The 17,075-nt window shown below is 73.6% G+C and carries 17 protein-coding genes and 1 riboswitch; of the genes, 8 read left to right on the forward strand and 9 right to left on the reverse strand.

Annotated features, from left to right (window positions below):
• Positions 1 to 15: 15 nt before the first annotated feature.
• Positions 16 to 843, reverse strand: coding sequence for an NUDIX hydrolase (locus tag NMK34_RS28235; RefSeq protein ID WP_318335872.1), 828 nt, complete (start codon positions 841 to 843; stop codon positions 16 to 18).
• 458 nt (positions 844 to 1,301) lie between these two features.
• On the opposite strand from NMK34_RS28235, the gene NMK34_RS28240 reads away from it, so the two are divergent.
• Together NMK34_RS28240 and NMK34_RS28245 are read left to right on the forward strand one after the other, a co-directional pair.
• Entirely contained in the window at positions 1,302 to 1,895 is a 594-nt protein-coding gene (locus tag NMK34_RS28240; protein WP_318335873.1) for a DinB family protein, read from the forward strand.
• A 59-nt stretch (positions 1,896 to 1,954) separates the two neighbouring features.
• Positions 1,955 to 2,923, forward strand: a complete 969-nt coding sequence (locus NMK34_RS28245) for a Gfo/Idh/MocA family oxidoreductase (RefSeq protein WP_318335874.1) — start codon at positions 1,955 to 1,957, stop codon at positions 2,921 to 2,923.
• 60 nt (positions 2,924 to 2,983) lie between these two features.
• Here NMK34_RS28245 and NMK34_RS28250 read toward each other — a convergent pair whose 3' ends face one another.
• The 3 genes from NMK34_RS28250 to NMK34_RS28260 all read right to left on the reverse strand — a co-directional run bounded on the left by NMK34_RS28250 (position 2,984) and on the right by NMK34_RS28260 (position 5,719).
• Complete coding sequence (locus tag NMK34_RS28250) at positions 2,984 to 3,988, reverse strand: inorganic phosphate transporter (protein WP_194801845.1); 1,005 nt, start codon at positions 3,986 to 3,988, stop codon at positions 2,984 to 2,986.
• A gap of 4 nt (positions 3,989 to 3,992) precedes the next feature.
• On the reverse strand, positions 3,993 to 4,619 hold the full coding sequence (locus tag NMK34_RS28255; RefSeq protein WP_013288834.1) for a DUF47 domain-containing protein: 627 nt from the start codon (positions 4,617 to 4,619) through the stop codon (positions 3,993 to 3,995).
• A 149-nt stretch (positions 4,620 to 4,768) separates the two neighbouring features.
• Positions 4,769 to 5,719, reverse strand: a complete 951-nt coding sequence (locus tag NMK34_RS28260) for a PPK2 family polyphosphate kinase (RefSeq protein ID WP_318335875.1) — start codon at positions 5,717 to 5,719, stop codon at positions 4,769 to 4,771.
• A gap of 177 nt (positions 5,720 to 5,896) precedes the next feature.
• Between NMK34_RS28260 and sigJ the strand changes: the two genes are divergently transcribed.
• A complete protein-coding gene (gene sigJ, locus NMK34_RS28265) occupies positions 5,897 to 6,850 on the forward strand; it encodes an RNA polymerase sigma factor SigJ (RefSeq protein WP_318335876.1) in 954 nt (317 codons plus the stop codon).
• A gap of 6 nt (positions 6,851 to 6,856) precedes the next feature.
• On the opposite strand, the gene NMK34_RS28270 is transcribed toward sigJ, so the two are convergent.
• Positions 6,857 to 7,363, reverse strand: coding sequence for a DUF402 domain-containing protein (locus tag NMK34_RS28270; protein ID WP_123110811.1), 507 nt, complete (start codon positions 7,361 to 7,363; stop codon positions 6,857 to 6,859).
• 124 nt (positions 7,364 to 7,487) lie between these two features.
• On the opposite strand from NMK34_RS28270, the gene NMK34_RS28275 reads away from it, so the two are divergent.
• Positions 7,488 to 9,629 (forward strand): ATP-dependent DNA helicase, encoded by a 2,142-nt coding sequence (locus NMK34_RS28275; RefSeq protein WP_318335877.1) that lies wholly within the window; start codon positions 7,488 to 7,490, stop codon positions 9,627 to 9,629.
• Between the two features lie 52 nt (positions 9,630 to 9,681).
• Here NMK34_RS28275 and NMK34_RS28280 read toward each other — a convergent pair whose 3' ends face one another.
• Positions 9,682 to 10,968, reverse strand: coding sequence for an AI-2E family transporter (locus NMK34_RS28280; protein ID WP_318336446.1), 1,287 nt, complete (start codon positions 10,966 to 10,968; stop codon positions 9,682 to 9,684).
• 162 nt (positions 10,969 to 11,130) lie between these two features.
• Between NMK34_RS28280 and NMK34_RS28285 the strand changes: the two genes are divergently transcribed.
• Together NMK34_RS28285 and NMK34_RS28290 are read left to right on the forward strand one after the other, a co-directional pair.
• Complete coding sequence (locus NMK34_RS28285) at positions 11,131 to 11,478, forward strand: GroES family chaperonin (protein ID WP_013288840.1); 348 nt, start codon at positions 11,131 to 11,133, stop codon at positions 11,476 to 11,478.
• 98 nt (positions 11,479 to 11,576) lie between these two features.
• Positions 11,577 to 11,744 (forward strand): hypothetical protein, encoded by a 168-nt coding sequence (locus NMK34_RS28290; protein ID WP_167796936.1) that lies wholly within the window; start codon positions 11,577 to 11,579, stop codon positions 11,742 to 11,744.
• A 27-nt stretch (positions 11,745 to 11,771) separates the two neighbouring features.
• On the opposite strand, the gene NMK34_RS28295 is transcribed toward NMK34_RS28290, so the two are convergent.
• On the reverse strand, positions 11,772 to 13,265 hold the full coding sequence (locus NMK34_RS28295) for a PrsW family intramembrane metalloprotease (protein ID WP_318336447.1): 1,494 nt from the start codon (positions 13,263 to 13,265) through the stop codon (positions 11,772 to 11,774).
• A gap of 23 nt (positions 13,266 to 13,288) precedes the next feature.
• Positions 13,289 to 13,411: riboswitch (SAM riboswitch) on the forward strand.
• Positions 13,412 to 13,456: 45 nt separating this feature from the next.
• Here NMK34_RS28295 and NMK34_RS28300 point away from each other — a divergent pair.
• The gene (locus NMK34_RS28300) at positions 13,457 to 14,728 is read left to right on the forward strand and encodes an aminotransferase class V-fold PLP-dependent enzyme (RefSeq protein WP_318335878.1); all 1,272 of its coding nucleotides are present in this window, start codon (positions 13,457 to 13,459) and stop codon (positions 14,726 to 14,728) included.
• Between the two features lie 114 nt (positions 14,729 to 14,842).
• On the opposite strand, the gene NMK34_RS28305 is transcribed toward NMK34_RS28300, so the two are convergent.
• On the reverse strand, positions 14,843 to 16,096 hold the full coding sequence (locus tag NMK34_RS28305) for an FUSC family protein (RefSeq protein ID WP_013475094.1): 1,254 nt from the start codon (positions 16,094 to 16,096) through the stop codon (positions 14,843 to 14,845).
• Between the two features lie 69 nt (positions 16,097 to 16,165).
• Between NMK34_RS28305 and NMK34_RS28310 the strand changes: the two genes are divergently transcribed.
• Entirely contained in the window at positions 16,166 to 16,801 is a 636-nt protein-coding gene (locus NMK34_RS28310; protein WP_318335879.1) for a metal-dependent phosphohydrolase, read from the forward strand.
• On the opposite strand, the gene NMK34_RS28315 is transcribed toward NMK34_RS28310, so the two are convergent.
• On the reverse strand, positions 16,727 to 17,059 hold the full coding sequence (locus tag NMK34_RS28315) for a DUF4031 domain-containing protein (protein WP_013475092.1): 333 nt from the start codon (positions 17,057 to 17,059) through the stop codon (positions 16,727 to 16,729). The genes NMK34_RS28310 and NMK34_RS28315 overlap by 75 nt on opposite strands.
• Positions 17,060 to 17,075: the final 16 nt, after the last annotated feature.

A 17,075-nucleotide genomic window follows, 5' to 3' on the forward strand; every position in this document is an offset into this window, starting at 1 on the left:
CACCACCGGCCGAGGTCAGCTCAGGCGGAAGAGGGGCTCGTCGCCGTCCAGGCCGTCGATGTGGGGCAGGATCGGCGTACCCGGCTCGCGCTCTGCCGCGGCGCGGGCCACGGCGGCGAGGTCGCCCGCGGCGGCGACCTCGGCGAGCGTGACCATGGTCGGCGGCAGCATGGTCAGCTCGCCGGCCTCCGCCCGGGCCAGCGCGTCCGCCGGGCGCAGCCACAGCGTGTGGTCGGCCTCGCCGGAGACGTCCCGGGTCCGCTGCCCCTCGGGCAGCAGGGCGACGAAGAAGTACGTGTCGAAGCGGCGCGGTTCGAACTCCGGGGTGATCCACCGGCTCCACGGCAGCAGCAGGTCGGACCGGAGCGTCAGGCCCCGCCCGGCCAGCAGGTCCGCGAAGCCGACCCGCCGTCCCTCCAGATCCTGGCGGGCCGCCTCCCAGTCGTCGCCGCTCACATCGCCGACCACGGTGTCCGGGTCCGGCCCGGCGAGCAGCACGCCCGCCTCCTCGAAGACCTCGCGGGCGGCGGCGCACACCACCGCCTGCGCGTCGGACGGGTCGAGCCGGAGCCGTTCCCCCCACGCCGCCGGCTCCGGGCCGGCCCAGCCCAGGTGCGCCTCCGAGTCGGAGCGGTCCACGCCGCCGCCGGGGAAGGCGTACATGCCGCCGAACGTCATCGCCGCCACCCGGCGGATCATGTAGACCTCGAAGCCGTCGCCGGCCGGGCGGAGCAGCAGCACGGTGGCGGCGACCCGGGGTACGGCGGGCACGGCGCCCTCGGCCTGGAACCGGCGGGCGTGCTCCACCAGGGCGGGGGGTGCGGCGAAGCCGTCGATCGTCATGCGCCGAGCCTAGTTCGCGACGGGCGGCCCGGCCGGGGGCGGCCGGGCGGGGGCACAGAGCGCCTCACCCGCACTCCCCGACCACGCCACCTGGTCACGATGCGTAGTTCTCGGTCCCTACCCACGGACACCCCTCCGCCGCCTTTGCTCTGCAGCCAGATCCGCAGCGGCAACCGTCCGTGAGCGGTGCGCATGAGGTTGCAGAGCAAAGTGGGCGCGAGGTAATCAGCCCAACTTGCGCCAAGGCCGCCTTATGTCCGGTTGATCGCCTTTGAACGTCTGACTTCGACGAGGAGGCGGGCGGCAGCCGTCACTCTGCGCGTTCTTCACGCTACGTGTTCGCCGCGAAGCGGCATCAGCTCGCCGCGCCCGGTCGTGCGGGCCGGCCGGCCGGACCAGCCGGACCGTCGCCGGCACGGGGCAGCGGCCGCCGGTCGCGACTGGCAGGGTGGTGACCCATGATCGACGACTTCGCGAAGCAGTATCTGCACAACGACCTGCGCCAGATCCGCGAGGCGATGCTGTGGAAGCTCGACGGGCTGTCCGAGTACGACGTGCGCCGTCCCCTGACCGCGTCCGGCACCAACCTGCTCGGCCTGGTCAAGCACCTGTCCTTCGGGGAGGCCCGGTACTTCGGCGAGGTGTTCGGCAGGCCGTTCCCGGAGCCGCTGCCCCGGTGGGACGACCCGGATCCGGACGGCACCGACATGTGGGCGACCGAGCACGAGACCCGCGAGGAGGTGATCGGCCGCTACCGGCGGGCGGCCGAGCACGCGGACGCGACGATCGACGCCCTCGCCGTCGACGCTCCCGGCCACGTGCCGTGGTGGCCCCGCCCGGACGTCAAGTTGTTCAACATCCTGGTCCACGTGGTGGCCGAGACCAATCGGCACGCGGGGCACGCCGACATCCTGCGCGAGCAGCTCGACGGCTCGACCGGGGCATGGGCCGAGTACGCGCACCTGGAACCCGACCAGCCGACGCTGACGGCGCGTCGGGCGACGATCGAACGGGCCGCCCGGGCCGCCGCCGACGTCCCCGGCACCGCCTGACGTCCCGACGGGTGGATCACCCTGCCGGCCCCGGAGCGGGAAGGGATAGCGTGCCGGGCATGACGCGTTGGGGAATCCTGGCCACCGGAAACATCGCCGCCCGCTTCGCCGAGGATCTGCGGCTGGTGCCGGACGCCGAACTGGTCGCGGTCGGCTCGCGTACCCGGGAGAGCGCGGCGCTGTTCGCGCGCCGGCACGACGTGCCGCGGGCGTACGCCTCGTGGGCGGAACTGGCCGCGGACCCGGACCTGGACGCGATCTACGTGGCCACCCCGCACGCCGCGCACCACGAGGCGGCGCTCGCGTGTCTGGCCGGCGGCAAGGCCGTGCTCGTGGAGAAGCCGTGCACGCTGGACCTGCCGACCACCGCCGAACTGGTGGAGACGGCGCGCGCCCGGGGCCTGTTCCTCATGGAGGCCATGTGGATGCGGACGAACCCGCTGATCCTGCGCGTGCTGGAGCTGATCCGGGACGGCGCTATCGGTGAGGTGACGCACGTACGGGCGGACTTCGGTGTGGCCGGCCCGTTTCCGCCGGAGCACCGGATGCGGGCCCGCACGCTCGGCGGCGGCGCGCTGCTCGACCTCGGCGTGTACCCGCTGAGCCTGGCCCACCTGGTGCTCGGCGTGCCGCAGCACGTGCAGGCGTGGGCGAAGCTGACCCCGGAGGCGGTGGACGAGAACACCGGCATGGTGCTCGGCTGGGACTCCGGCGCGGTGGCGACGCTCAGCTGCGGCATGGTCGGGGCGACCGCGATCTCCGCGTCGATCACCGGCACCACCGGCAGGATCGACCTGCCCGAGTTGTTCTTCCGCCCCGCGCACGTGGTGCTGCACCGGGCCGGCACCGAGGCGGAGACGATCCCGGCGGACCTGACCGGCGGCGGCTACCAGTACGAGGCGATCGAGGTGCAGCGCTGCCTGGCGGCCGGGCTGACCGAGAGCCCGCTGGTCCCGCACTCCGCCACCCTCGAGGTGATGGGCCTGATCGACGACATCAAGGACCGGATCGGCGTCTCCTACGCGTGAAGGGTTCCCCGCCGTGGCGGGGAACCCTTCGACGTCGTCGCGCGAAGCGCGAAAAGGAGCTCAGAACAAGGGCCGGACCAGCAGGTACGCGAGGCAGGCGATCGCGGCGGCGGCCGGGAACGTGATGATCCAGGCGATCACGATGTTGCCGGCCACGTTCCAGCGCACCGCGGAGAGCCGTTTCGTCGCGCCCACACCCATGATCGCCGAGGTGATCGTGTGCGTGGTGGAGATCGGCGCCTTCAGCACCAGCGCGTTGAAGTAGAGCACCGCGCTGGCCACGGTCTCGGCCGCGAAGCCCTCCGCCGGGCCGAGGTCGATGATCTTCCGGCCGAGCGTCCGGATGATCCGCCAGCCGCCCGCGTACGTGCCGGCCGCCAGCATCGCGGCGGAGGTCCAGAACACCCAGCCCGGGATGTGCGTCTTGCTCTCCTGGAAGCCACCGGTGTAGAGCGCGAGCACGATGATGCCCATGGTCTTGGCGGCGTCCTGCATGCCGTGACCGACCGACATGGCGGCGGCGGACGCGGTCTGCGCCCACCGGAAGCCCCGGCTGAGCTTGCCGGGCTGGCCCTTCCGGAACAGCCACATGATCGCCAGCATCATCAGGAAGCCGAGGATCAGGCCGACCACCGGCGAGAGCACCATCGGGACGAGAACCTTCTCGATGATGGTGCCCCACTGGACGATGCCGTCGGCGGCGAACAGGGTGGCGCCGACCAGTCCGCCGAAGAGGGCGTGCGAGGACGAGGACGGCAGGCCGAAGTACCAGGTGATCAGGTTCCAGATGATCGCGCCGAGCACGCCGGCGAAGACCACGCCGAGGCTCTCCACCCCGGTCGGCAACGTCACCAGGCCGTCGCCGACCGTCTTGGCCACCCCGGCGCCGAAGTGCGCGCCGACGAAGTTGCCGACGGCGGCCAGCGCGAGCGCGATCCGGGGGGTCAGCGCCCGGGTCGAGATGCTGGTGGCGATCGCGTTGGCCGCGTCATGGAAGCCGTTCGTGTAGTCGAACGCCATGGCGACCGCGATCACCGCCAGCACGGCGATGAGTTCGGGACTCACTGGATCAGGACTCCTTGACCGCGATGGTCTCGACGGTGTTGGCGACGTGCTCGAAGGCGTCGCAGGCGGCCTCCAGCTCGTCGGCCACCTCCTTCATCTTCAGCACCGTGAGCGCGTCGTACTCACCGGAGAAGAGGCGTACCAGCAGCATCCGGTACGCCTGGTCGCCGTCGTTCTCGAGCCGGTTGCACTCGATCCAGTAGTCCTCGAGATCCTTCATCGACTTCAGCCGGGGCATCGCCTCGGCGGTGAGCTTGGCCTGCAGGTCGAGCACGTTGACCAGCTCGTGCAGCTCGCGCGGGAGCGACGGGAGCTTGGTCAGGCCGTACAGGTAGAGCAGGTTGCCGACCGCCTCCAGGTGGTCCATCACGTCGTCGAGCAGCGAGCCCAGCCGGTAGATGTCCTCCCGGTCGAACGGCGTGATGAACGTGGAGTTGATCTTCTTGTACAGCTCGTGCGTGATCTGGTCGCTGTCGTGCTCGATGTCGGTCAGCCGCTCGCTGATCGACTGCACGTCGGCACCGGGCAGACCCAGCTCGTTGAGCAGTTCGGTCCCCTTCACCAGGTTCTGCGCGGCCCTGGTGAAGAGCTCGTAGAAGGCGCCCTCGGTGGGACGGAAGGAAAACTTCACAGCACGGACCTCGTCGTGTCGGTGGAAGGGTGGCCGTCGCCCCCCGGGCGTCTGCTCTGCGCATGCTAGGGACCGCGCCGAACCCACTTTCGATCGGCCCACCCCTGGTCAGGCCCGATTCACCGCTCGTTCACCTTCCGTTCACCTGGTCACCCGCCGAGTTGGTTCCGTAACCGGTCACGCTCCCGTTCGACGTCGAAATCGGCAGGCGGATACCCCAGATCCAACCCGCCGAACGTCTCCCGCAGCAGGTGGGCGACGGCCCAGTCGCGGTACCACTTGCGGTCCGCCGGCACCACGAACCAGGGCGCGGCGTCCGTGCCGCAACGCTCCAGAGCCTCGGCGTACGCGTCCTGGTAGTCGCCCCAGCGTGCCCGGGTGTCCAGGTCGCTGGGGTTGAACTTCCAGAACTTCGTCGGGTCGGTGAGCCGCTCCATCAGCCGCTCCCCCTGCTCGGCGAACGAGATGTGCAGCATGACCTTCACCACTGTGACCGCCTGCTCGGTCAGTTCCCGCTCGAAGTCGTTGATGATCGCGTACCGGGACCGCCAGGTCGCCTCGTCGACCAGCCCTTCGACCCGGGCGATGAGCACGTCCTCGTAGTGGGAGCGGTTGAACACGCCCACGTAGCCGGGCGGTGGCAGCGCCCGGCGTACCCGCCACAGGAAGTCGTGCCGCAACTCCTCCTCGGTCGGCGGCCCGAACGAGCGGATGTGCAGCCCGAGCGGGTTCATCGCGCCCGCCACCCGCTTCACAGTGCCGTCCTTGCCACCGCAGTCCATCGCCTGGAGAACCAGCAGCACCCGGCGCGGCCGGTCGCCGTCCAGCCCGGCGTCCGCCTGCGCCGGAGCGCTGGTGGCGCCGCCCGGTCCGGCGGCGCCCTTCGCCGAGGCGTACAGCATCTCCTGCTGCCGCCCGAGTTCCGCGCCGATCAGCTCGACCTGGGCCCGCGCCCACTCCTTGCGCGCCGGCCCGCGCCCGGCCGCCACCGGCAGCCCCGGCGTCGACCGAGGATCGACAGCCGCCAGATCGACAGTCCCCGGCCCCACTCGAAGCAGTTCCCGCATAGGCCCGCCGACGGGCCGCACCACCTCACTCATCCCCCGATCCTCACCCCCGGAGCCGTTCCGCGCCCGCCTCGTCCCGCCGATCTTGCGGTTGCAGTCCCTGGCACGCCCGGAGAGCACCGTTTGCCGGGGCGGCAAGTGCAAGATCAACGGGGGTGGGTGGGGGTGGGCGGGGTGCCGTGGCGAGGGGTGGGGCGGGAGAATGTCTGGGTGGACGAGCTTGCGGGGGAGTTCGAGGCGGAACGAGGGCGTCTCCTGGCTGTGGCGCAGCGGATGCTGGGTAGCCGCAGCGAGGCCGAGGACGCGGTGCAGGAGACCTGGCTGCGCTTCTCCGGCGCGCTGAGCGACCCCGAGGAGCGCGCCCGCGTACGCGATCTGCGCGGCTGGCTCATCACCACCTGCTCCCGGATCTGCCTGGACGTGCTCCGCTCCGCCCGGGTGCGCCGGGAGGCGTACCCCGGTCAGTGGCTCCCCGAGCCGATGGTGACAGCGGTGCCGGCGGCGGACGGGTTCGCGCCCGACCCGGCCGAGCGGGCGGTACGGGCCGACCAGCTCGGCACCGCGCTGCTGGTCGTGCTGGAACGGCTGACGCCGGAGCAGCGGGTGGCGTTCGTGCTGCACGACGTGTTCGCGGTGCCGTTCTCCGGCGTGGCGGACGTGCTCGCGGTGACGCCGGAGGCGGCACGTCAGCTGGCGTCTCGCGCACGCCGGGCGGTGCACGGGCCGGACGCGCCCCGGCACAGCGCCGACCTCGCCGAGCAGCGGCGGGTGCTCGCCGCGTTCGCCGCTGCGGTGGAGTCGGGTGAGCTGGAGCAACTGGTCCGCGTGCTCGCCCCGGACGTGGTGTCGATCGGCGACGCCGGCGGCCACTTCCCGGCCGGTCGCCGGCCGGTGGTCGGCGTGGACTCGGTCGCCCGCCTGCTGCTCGGCCTCTACGGCCAGGCCCGGCAGCGGGGTGGCCTGCGCGGACGCCCGGTGCTGGTGGACGGCACGCTGGGATGGCAGACGGAGTTCTTCCACCGGGACGGGCGGCCCGTTCGGATGGTCACCTCGTTCGCGGTCCACGAGGGGCGGGTCACCGGCGTGTTCAACCAGCTCAACCCGGCCAAGGTCGGCGACCTGCCGCCGCTGGGGCCGGACGCCGTCTGGCCGCCGCGCTGGTGAGCCGGCTCAGACCACCAGTGCGAGCCACTTCCGGTACGACGTGGCGAACGGCTCGGTGCCGTCGCCGAGCGCGCCGAGCAGCCAGCGGGACGCGGCCTCGGCCTCGGTGACCACGTCCTCCGGGTAGCCCCAGCGGGCCCGGTGCACGGCGAACTCGTCCTCGTCGCGCAGCTCGACCAGGCCGGTCTCACGGCGGCGCACCACGTCCAGGTCGAGGTCGATCAGGTGGACCGTCTCCTCACCCTCCCAGCGGGCCGGGGTGGCGATGTCGCAGTAGACCTCGCTGGTGCGCGGCGGCGGGTTGAACATGCCGGTCCACCATCCGTGGTGCGGCACCAGCAGGACGAACGGGATCCGCTCGACCGACGGGCGGCCGTGGTAGACGGACTCGGTGCCGGCGGGCACGCCGAGCCAGACGCCGAGATCGTCCTCGGCGAGCCGGCGGGCCGGGTAGTCGCGGTGTGCGCTGCCGTCGTACTTGCGGTAGATCACGCGGACCACATCGCTCGGCATGCCTGGCACCCTAACCGATTCCGGCCACGCCACGCGATCGGGAGGTAACCGGACGCGACCCGCAGTCCCGCCACGCCGTCGGAGCGGCCGGACCCCCGTCGGTGCCGGCGGGTACGGTCGCACGGTGACCCCGTCCCGCACCGCCACCGGCCCGGCCGTCCCGAAGAAGCGCCGCAGGGGCCGCGCCGGTGCCGGGGAGCTGCTGACCGCCGCGGTGGGCGCGGTTCCGGGTGGCGCGGCCCGGCCGGGTCAGCAGCAGATGGCCGAGGCGATCGAGCGCAGCATCGCCTCCGGCGAGCATCTGCTGGTGCAGGCCGGCACCGGCACCGGCAAGTCCCTGGCGTACCTCGCTCCGGCGCTGACAGTGGACGGGCCGGTGGTGGTCTCCACCGCCACGCTGGCGTTGCAGTCCCAGCTCGTCGAGCACGACCTGCCGAGGCTGGCCGACGCGGTCGAGCCGGTGCTGGGCCGCCGTCCCACATTCGCCGTGCTGAAGGGGCGCCACCACTACCTGTGCCTGGCCCGGCTGGACAGCTCGGTCGAGGACGAGCCGGACGACGCGCTGTTCGACGCGCCGCGCTCCGGAGGCGGCGGCACCAAGTGGCTGGGCGAGGCGGGCCGCCTGGGCAAGCAGGTGCAGCGGCTGCGCGACTGGGCCGAGGAGACCGCCACCGGTGACCGCGACGAGCTGGATCCGGGCGTGGACGACCAGGTGTGGCGCAGCGTGTCCATGCCGGCCCGGGAGTGCGTGGGCGCGAGCCGCTGCCCGTTCGGGCAGGAGTGCTTCGCGGAGGCGTCCCGGGCGCGCGCCCGCGAGGCCGACATCGTGGTCACCAACCACAGCCTGCTCGCCGTCGACATGCTCGCCGGGCGGCACATCGTGCCGCCGCACAGGCTGCTCGTGGTGGACGAGGCGCATGAGCTGGCCGACCGGGTCTCGTCGGCCGCCCAGGCGGAGCTGGTGCCGGAGCTGATCGACAGGTCCACCCGGCGGGCCCGGCCGCTGCTGCGCCCCGACGTGGCCGAACGACTCACCGAGGCGGGTGACGCGCTCGCCGTGGGGCTGGCCGAGGCGCCGGCCGGGCGGCTCACCGCCGGTCTGCCGCCCGCGCTGCGCGAGGCGTGCACGCTGCTGGACTCGGCGACCCGGGCCGCGCTGGAGGGGATCGGCGACGTGAAGGCCGACGACCCCGATCCGGTCCGCAAGCAGCAGGCCAAGGCCGTGCTGGACGAGCTGTCCACCACCGCCCAGCGGCTGCTGGAGGAGGCCGACCACGACGTCGCCTGGGTCGAGAAGCCGGACAACGGCAGTCGCCGGGCACTCGTCGTCGCGCCGCTGTCGGTGGCGGGCACGCTCGCCACCCACCTGTACGACGAGCGCACTGTGGTCGCCACCTCGGCGACGCTGGCGCTGGGCGGCCGCTTCGACACGGTGGCCCGGGCGCTGGGGCTGGACGCGCCGCCGCCCGCCCCGCCGTCACCGGCCGCCGCCGCGATCGCCACCGCTGCCGCCGCGGGCCGTTCCCCGGTCACGCCGGTGGCCGCCGCCGAGGGCAGCCGCGCGTCGATCGGCACCGTCCCCGCGACCGAGGGGCCGGGCTGGAGTTCGCTCGACGTCGGCTCGCCGTTCGACTACGCCCGGCAGGGCATCCTGTACGTCGCCGCGCATCTCCCCCGCCCCAGCGTCTCCGGGTTGCCCGGACCGGCAGGTGAGGAGTTGCTGGCGCTGGTCGAGGCGCTCGGTGGTCGTACCCTCGGGCTCTTCTCGTCGCGGCGGGCCGCGCAGCAGGCCGCGGAGCTGGTCCGCGCGCGGACCGACCTGCCCGTGCTGCTCCAGGGCGAGGAGGCGCTGCCGCTGCTGGTGCGCCGGTTCCGTGAGGTGCGGGAGAGCTGCCTGTTCGGGGTGATGTCGCTCTGGCAGGGGGTGGACGTGCCGGGCGACGCCTGCCAGCTCGTGGTGATCGACAGGTTGCCGTTCCCCCGCCCGGACGAGCCGCTCGCGGCGGCGCGGGCGGCGGCGGTGGACGCCGGTGCCGGCTCGGGTTTCGCGGCGGTGAGCGTGCCGATCGCGGCGGTCCGGCTGGCCCAGGGCGTCGGCCGGCTGATCCGGGCCACCGGCGACCGGGGCGTGGTGGCGGTGCTCGACTCGCGGCTGGAGACGGCGCGCGGGTACGGCCCGTTCCTGCGTCGCTCGCTGCCGCCGTTCTGGTACACCACCCGGCCCGAGGTGGCCCGGGGCGCGCTGGAACGGCTCGCCAAGAGCTGACGCCCGCGCCTCCCCGGGCGGGGTGACGCGGGCGTCGGCGGATCGTGCCTGGTCAGGGCGCCTGGGAGGCGACCACCACCGCGTCCGGTGGGGTGTCCGGCACGGTACGCGCGGCGAGCCGGCGCACCGCGGTGTTGAGGACGGCGATCAACGGCACCGCGACCAGCGCACCGGCGATGCCGGCGAGCACCACGCCGGCGGCGATGCCGATGATCACGGCGAGCGGGTGGATGGCCACCGCGCGGCCCATGATCAGCGGCTGGAGCACGTGGCCCTCGACCTGCTGCACGCCGATCACCGCGCCCAGGATGATCAGGGCGGTCACCGGGCCGCTGTCGACGAGCGCCACCAGCACGGCCACCACGCCGGACAGGAACGCGCCGACGATCGGGATGAACGCGCCCAGGAAGACCAGCGCGGCCAGCGGGAACGCGAACGGGATGTCGAACAGCACCAGGAAGATGCCGATGCCGACCGCGTCGATGAAGGCGACGAGCACCGTGGCCCGCACGTACGCGCCGAGCGTCGCCCAGGACGCGCGACCGGCGTCGTCGACCTTCCAGCGGGCGGCCACCGGCAGCAGCCGGACCAGGAACCGCCAGATGTTGTTGCCGTCGCGCAGGAAGAAGAACGTGGCGAACAGGACCAGGACGGTGCCGGTGAGCACCTCGGCGAGCGTGGCGGCGGTGCTTATCGCACCGCTGGTGAACCGCTCGGTGTTGCCGTTGATCCAGTTCTGCGCCTCGTCGATGTAGCGGTTGAGCTGGCTGTCGGACAGGTGCAGCGGGCCGGTCTTGAACCAGTCCTGGATCTGCCGGACGCCCTCGGAGGACTTCTGGCTCAGCTCCGGCACGCCCTTGATGAACTCGTTGACCACGAGCGTGAGCGTGCCGACGACGGCGGCCAGGCCGCCGACGAGCACCACTGCGGTCGCCAGCGAGCGGGGCAGCCGGACCCGGAGCAGCCAGCCGACCGCCGGGGCGAGCAGCGCGGAGAGCAGCAGCGCGACGGTCAGCGGAATGATCACGATGCTGATCGTGCCGACGATCTTGAGCAGGGCCCAGGTGACGATGCCGATCACGATCAGACGCCAGCACCACGCGGCGGCGATGCGCAGCGCGTGCGGCACCTCGGTGTCGTCCCGGCTCACAGTCGAGGAGTGCAACGCCGCCGGCGGCTCGACGCCCACCACCGTCGCCTCCGGCGAAGCGGCCGGTCCTGGTGAGGCGGGAGAGGCCACGCCCCCGTCCGCCGCCTCCGCGGCAGCGGCTCGCCGGGTCCGGGCCGCCTCCCGGCCCGACTCGTACGCACGGCGGAGCCGTCCGCGCATCCGCTCCATGCGGCTCAAGCGCACCTCCGGCAAATCGGCCCCACCGGGTCACAGGGGGCACAGGATACGTCCGTACGCCCCACCCTAGGGCGACTCGGCCACACATTGCCCGCCCGGCGCTCTCACCAACCACGCCGGAATCGACGGACGGCCACGCGGTAGCGTCTTCGCGTGACCGCCGACCAGAGTCTCGACGCCGGGCTGCCGATCCGCCTGCTGCACGACCGCGTGCTGGTGCGTACCGAGGGTGCGGAGGGGGAACGCCGCTCCACCGCCGGTATCGTGATCCCCGCGACGGCAGCCGTCGGCAAGCGGCTGGCCTGGGCCACCGCGGTCGGCGTCGGGCCGAACGTCCGCGCGATAGTGGCCGGTGACCGGGTGCTGTTCGACCCGGACGACCGCTCCGAGGTCGAGTTGCACGGGCGGGCGTACGTGCTGCTGCGCGAGCGGGACGTGCACGCCGTGGCGGCCGAGCGGGTGGAGAGCACCGCCGCCGGCTCCACCGGTCTGTACCTGTAGTCCTCCCCCTCCGACGCCGCTCGCTCCGCGGCGGCGCTGTTTGCGGCGCTGCCCGGCGGGAAGCCCAGGCACCTCAGCGCGCCCTGGGGAGGGACACCATGCCGGTAGTGATCAAGAAGATCCTCGCCTGGGGATTCCTCGCGTTCCTGATCTACTTCATGGCGTTCCGGCCGGACGGTGCGGCGCAGGTGTTCAAGGGCATCGGGGCCGCGCTGATGGCCATCGCCCAGGGGCTCGGCGACTTCCTGACCGGCCTGATGAGCTGACCGGGCAACGCACGAGCCGCGCCGGCGTCAGCGTCCGGGGTGCCAGGGCGCGCCCGGGTCGTGCCAGCCGCCCGGGCCGTGACCGCTCGGGCCGTAGCCGCTCGGCGGGAAGGCGGGCGGCGGGGCCAGCACCACCGGGATCGGCACCACGGGGTCGTCCGGCGCCTCGACCGGGCGCTGCGAACCGTCCGGGAACCGCAGGTGGTAGCGCTGACCGTCCCAGACCCCGACCGGCGCCTGCGGGTCACGACCGACGAAGAACGACCGGTACGCGGTGATCGCGTCCAGCAACTCCCGTTCCTCCCGCGCCGTCCGCTCCCGCTCGGCCGGCTTGTGATCGAGTCCCCGGCGCATCCCGTCACGCAGCAGCGCCAGCCGGGTCGCGGCGAACTGGTAGCCGCGCATCGCGCGTACCCCGCCCTCACCGGCGACCCGCCGGGCCCAGGTACGCGCCGCGTGCCGCCGGCCCAGACTCCCCAGCGCCGCCACCTCGGGCGGGGTGAGCCAGCCCGCGCGGACGTAGTCGGGCAACGTGCGCTCGGTGAGCCGCCCCTCCCAGGCGCGCAGCCAGATCGCCAGCCCCACCATCGCGAAGAAGATCGGCATCATCAGGCCGATGAAGCCGTAGAGCGCGATCACCGGCTGCCCGATGGCCTGGGCGAGCGTCGGCAGCAGGTTCCAGGTGCCGTGCAGGATCATCGCCACGAGCAGCCCGGCGAGCGGCGCGAGCACCCGTACCCGGCGGTCGGCGGTACGCGCCGCGATACCGAGCCCGACACCGGTCATCGAGGTGAACAGCGGGTGGGCGAAGCCGAACAGCAGGATCCGGCCGATGAACAGCGCGATCACCAGCTGCGTGCCGGTGGCCGGGCCGTACTGCTCCACGCCCGTGCGGTAGCCGTACCCGCCCAGGTAGAGGATGTTCTCCACCATGGCGAAGCCGACCGCGGAGAGCCCGCAGTAGACCAGGCCGTCGGTGATCCCGGAGAACTCGCGGCGCCGGAAGATCAGCAGCAGGAGCGGGCCGGCCGCCTTGGTCAGCTCCTCGATGAACGGGGCGACGAGCACCGCGGTGAGCGCGGCGGGCAGCCCCAGGTCGTCGAAGATCTGCGCGCCCGTCTGGTTGACCTTCAGCGAGATGGCGGTGGAGACGAAGGCGCCCCAGGCGAAGCAGAAGACCAGGTAGGGCAGCGGTTCGGGCTCGTAGCGGTCGAGCCACAGGAGGCAGGCGACCAGCACCGGCACCGGCAGGACCGCCGCGACGGCGCCCACCAGGAGCGCCTCCGCGCCCAGGCTCTCACTCAGCTGGTAGACCATGTAGAGCGCGCCGGCCGCGATCAGCAGCACCACCCCGGCCAGCACCGACGCCCGTCGCCAGCCGAACCGGCGCGACGGCATCCCGGGCGTCGGCGCACCCGCGGGCGGGGCGGCGGGCGCATGCGGTGGCGGCGGTACTGCGCCGGGCGGGGTGTCGGCCATGCGGTCAGCGTAGTCACCCGCGACCCACTGGTCCGGTCGCATCGTCACGGCTATGCTCCCGAACAGGTCACGAGCGCCAGCGTCAAGCCCCGGCTTGCTGGCCGGCAACCCTCGTCGAGGTTCGCGGTGGGGTGCCCCGGGTGATGACCGGGCCCGGTGCCGCTCCGCGTGCCGGGCAAGCGCGGACCCCGTCCCGACGCCCCGGGGTCCCCTGTGACCCCGGAGGCTCCGGCATGACCGTCACCCTCGTACCCCCGCTGTCCGTGCTGCCCGTGCTGCCCGCGCCGGCCCGGCCCGGCCCGCTCGGCGTGCTCGGCGTACCCGGGGAGATCAACCTGGACCACGCCGCCAGCGCGCCGTGCGCGCGGGCCGCGGCCGACGCGGTGGCCGGGCTCCTTCCCTGGTACGCCAGCGTGCACCGGGGCGCCGGCGCGCTGTCGCGGCGCTGCACACTGGCCTACGAGCGGGCCCGGCAGACGGTAGGCGACTTCCTCGGCGCCCGCCCCGGCGACCACGTGATCTTCACCCGGAACACCACCGACGCGCTGAACCTGCTGGCCCGGGCGCTGCCCGCCGGCACCACCGTGATCACGTTCGGCGGCGAGCACCACGCCAACCTGCTGCCCTGGCCGCGCGGGTCGGTACGGCTGCCGGTGCCGGACAGTCCGGCCGGTGCGGTCCGGTCCCTCGCGGCGGCGCTCGGCGAACTGGCCCGCGACGCCCGGCCCGGCCTGCCGGTGCTGGTGGCGGTCACCGGCGCCGGCAACGTCACCGGCGAGTGCTGGCCGGTCGCCGAACTGGCTCGGGTGGCGCACCGGTACGGCGCCCGCATCCTGGTCGACGCCGCGCAGCTCGCCCCGCACGCCCCGGTCGACCTGACCGCGCTGGACGTGGACTACGTGGCAGTGTCCGGGCACAAGCTGTACGCCCCGTTCGGCGCGGGCGTGCTCGCCGGGCGGGCGGACTGGCTGGACGCGGCCCCGCCGTACCTGGCCGGAGGCGGCGCCACCAGCCACGTCGGCGCGGCGACGCACGAGGTGCGCTGGACGACCGGCCCGGCCCGGCACGAGGCCGGCACCCCGAACCTGCTCGGGGCGGTGGCGCTCGCCGCGGTCTGCGAGGCGCTCGGCGCGGCCGACCGGGACGCGCTGCACGCCCGGGAACAGGCGCTGCTGGCGCGACTGCGTACCGGCCTGGCCGCGCTGCCGGACGTGGTGGAGCTGCGCATGTTCTCCCCCGAAGCGCCCCGGGTGGGCATCGTCAGCTTCGTGGTCGCCGGGCGGGACTCCGCCGAGGTGGCCGCCCACCTGGCGAGCCGGCACCGGATCGGGGTACGCGACGGCTTGTTCTGCGCCCACCCGCTGACCCGGCGCCTGCTGGCCGAGGCCGCCGCCCGTACCGGCCGCACCGACCTGCCCCCGACCGCCCTGCGCGCCAGCCTGGGCCTCGGCACCACAGAGCCGGAGGTGGACACCCTCCTGACGGCCCTGACCCACCTCCCCTAGCCCTCTCCCCTCTCCCCACCACCTCGTCGATCATGAAGTTGACCGGCCCGGGAAGCGCTTTCCCGGCAGCCAACTTCATGATCGACGCCGGGCGAGGGCGGGGCGGGGGCGGGGTCAGCCGACGGGTGGGGCTGTGGGTGGGTGGGCGGCGGGGTTCCGGGCTGCGGGTTCGCCCTGGCGGTTCTCGCCGAACGCCTGCCGGACCAGCCGGTTCGCCTCCTCCTGCTCGATCCCGGAGGCCACCATCAGATCGCTCGCCGTGGTACGCACCTGCGCGATCACCACGCTGCCGGAGAAGCCGACCCCCTCGGCGTACGCCCGGCCGGCCTCGCTCACCGCGCGCAGCGACCGTTCGCGGGCCTCCTGCGGCTCCTGCCCGGCGGCGAACTCCTGGCGGAGCAGGCGCACCGACTCGGCCAGGTGACCGATCGCGTCCGGCATCGGCTCGGGGGCCGGTTCGTCGTCCTCGATCATGGTGACGGCGCGGCGGATCAGCGTGCCGGTGTTGCGCATGGCCCGGTCGATCGGGTCGGCCGCCTCCGCGTAGTGGGTCAGCTCGCTGCGCCGGTGCCAGCGGGCCGGGGACAGCGTGCTGGTCTCCTTCGCGCCCTCGATCGCCTCGGAGAGCGCGGCCAGCTCCTCCTTGTTCTCCCGCAGCCGGAACAGCGCCTGCTGGGCCGCGTCCCGGTCCCGGTTGCGCACCGCGTCGGCGCAGGCGTCGAGCTGGTCGGCGAGCAGGTCCAGCGCGGGCCGGGCGGCCCGGTTGATCACCCGGAGCGGGTTGAGCGGCAGCAGGATGGCAGTGACCAGCAGCGCGATGCCGCCACCGAGTAACGCGTCGATGAAGCGGGGGAACTCCAGGTTCTCGGTGGACGGGCTGAGCGTCACGATCAGCACCGCGGTGGCCGCGGCCTGGATCACGATGGCGACGCTCGCCCCGGCGAAGATGCTCAGCAGGATCGCCGAGGTCACCACGAGCGCGAGCTGCCACGCGCCGGTGCCGACGAAGTAGATGAGCGCGTCGCCGACGAGCACGCCGACCGCCACGCCGACAATCAGCTCGACCGTACGCCGGAACCGCTGCCCGACCGAGGCGGCGAGCGTGCCCACCGCGGAGATCGGTGCGAAGACCGGCTGGGGGTTCTTCAGCAGCCGGTGCGCGACCAGGTAGGCCAGGCCGGCGGCGAGGCCGGCCTGTACGGCGAGACCGAACGCGGTACGGACCCGGTGCAGCCGGTCGTGCAGCGTCGCCTTGCCCCGGTGCCGCAACTCCTCCATCGCCGAGGCGATCCGCTGCCCGTCCCGGTCCGCCAGCCCTTCGCGCAGCTTGCCACGACGCAGGAACTGCAGTCGTCCGTCCCGGGCCATGGCCGGTACTACCCGTACCGCTCCGGCTGAATCCCTCCGACCGGGCCGGAGTGGGGCAGACTGCACCCGATGGACGACCTGACGGCACGCTGGCGGGACACGGCACGGGCGGCGGGCGCGACCGATCCGGCGGCTGCCGACCGGGCCGGTGCCCGGCTGCTGGCGGGCTGGCGGGAGCCGCACCGGCGCTACCACGACGAGGCGCACCTGCGGGCGGTGCTCGACGTGGTCGACGCGTACGCCGGTCTGGCCCGCGACGCGGACCTGGTCCGGCTGGCGGCGTGGTGCCACGACGCGGTCTACGACCCGCGCGCGGCGGGCGACGCCAACGAGCGTGCCAGCGCCGACCTGGCCGTCGAGCTGCTGGCCGCCGCCGGCCTCCCGGCCGCGACGGTGACCGGGGTACGCCGCCTGGTGCTGCTCACCGCCGGCCACGCGGCCGGGCCGGACGACCCGGACGGCGCGCTGCTGTGCGACGCGGACCTGGCGGTGCTCGCCGCCCCGGCGGAGCGCTACGACAGGTACGCCGCGGCGATCCGCGCCGAGTACGCGCACGTCCCCGAACCGGACTTCCGCACCGGCCGGGCCGCGGTGCTGCGGCACCTGCTCGACCTGCCGGCGCTGTACCGCCTACCCGAGCCGCACGCCCGCTGGGAGGACCGGGCCCGGGCCAACCTGTCCCGGGAGCTGGCCGCGCTCACCTGAGACGCGGTGCTTGGGGCGGCGCAGCCCGGCGTCCCGCAGCAGCCGGACGATCTCCCGCGAGGGCACGACAGTGGCGCCCAGCCAGACCGCCGCCCGGAACCGCTCGGCGGGCACGTCGTAGTGGTCGCGGTCGAAGCCGCGCCGGGGCGCGCCGAGCATCTCGGCGAACGCGTGCAGCTCGGCGTAGGAGACGTCGCTGATCAGGTGCGACCAGAGCCGGCCGCGCCAAGGCACGGCGGGCGGGTCCAGGTAGAGCACGGCAACAGACGGTACG

Origin of the sequence: Micromonospora sp. BRA006-A (assembly GCF_033433935.1) — a bacterium.
GTDB lineage: Bacteria > Actinomycetota > Actinomycetes > Mycobacteriales > Micromonosporaceae > Micromonospora > Micromonospora aurantiaca.

What these genes read in the sequence shown, in the direction of transcription:
- NMK34_RS28235 (WP_318335872.1), bottom strand. Translation starts at nt 843, where the DNA reads ATGACGATCGACGGCTTCGCCGCACCCCCCGCCCTGGTGGAGCACGCC.
- NMK34_RS28240 (WP_318335873.1), top strand. Translation starts at nt 1,302, where the DNA reads ATGATCGACGACTTCGCGAAGCAGTATCTGCACAACGACCTGCGCCAG.
- NMK34_RS28245 (WP_318335874.1), top strand. Translation starts at nt 1,955, where the DNA reads ATGACGCGTTGGGGAATCCTGGCCACCGGAAACATCGCCGCCCGCTTC.
- NMK34_RS28260 (WP_318335875.1), bottom strand. Translation starts at nt 5,719, where the DNA reads ATGAGTGAGGTGGTGCGGCCCGTCGGCGGGCCTATGCGGGAACTGCTT.
- NMK34_RS28270 (WP_123110811.1), bottom strand. Translation starts at nt 7,363, where the DNA reads ATGCCGAGCGATGTGGTCCGCGTGATCTACCGCAAGTACGACGGCAGC.
- NMK34_RS28280 (WP_318336446.1), bottom strand. Translation starts at nt 10,968, where the DNA reads ATGGAGCGGATGCGCGGACGGCTCCGCCGTGCGTACGAGTCGGGCCGG.
- NMK34_RS28290 (WP_167796936.1), top strand. Translation starts at nt 11,577, where the DNA reads ATGCCGGTAGTGATCAAGAAGATCCTCGCCTGGGGATTCCTCGCGTTC.
- NMK34_RS28295 (WP_318336447.1), bottom strand. Translation starts at nt 13,265, where the DNA reads ATGCGACCGGACCAGTGGGTCGCGGGTGACTACGCTGACCGCATGGCC.
- NMK34_RS28300 (WP_318335878.1), top strand. Translation starts at nt 13,457, where the DNA reads ATGACCGTCACCCTCGTACCCCCGCTGTCCGTGCTGCCCGTGCTGCCC.
- NMK34_RS28305 (WP_013475094.1), bottom strand. Translation starts at nt 16,096, where the DNA reads ATGGCCCGGGACGGACGACTGCAGTTCCTGCGTCGTGGCAAGCTGCGC.
- NMK34_RS28310 (WP_318335879.1), top strand. Translation starts at nt 16,166, where the DNA reads ATGGACGACCTGACGGCACGCTGGCGGGACACGGCACGGGCGGCGGGC.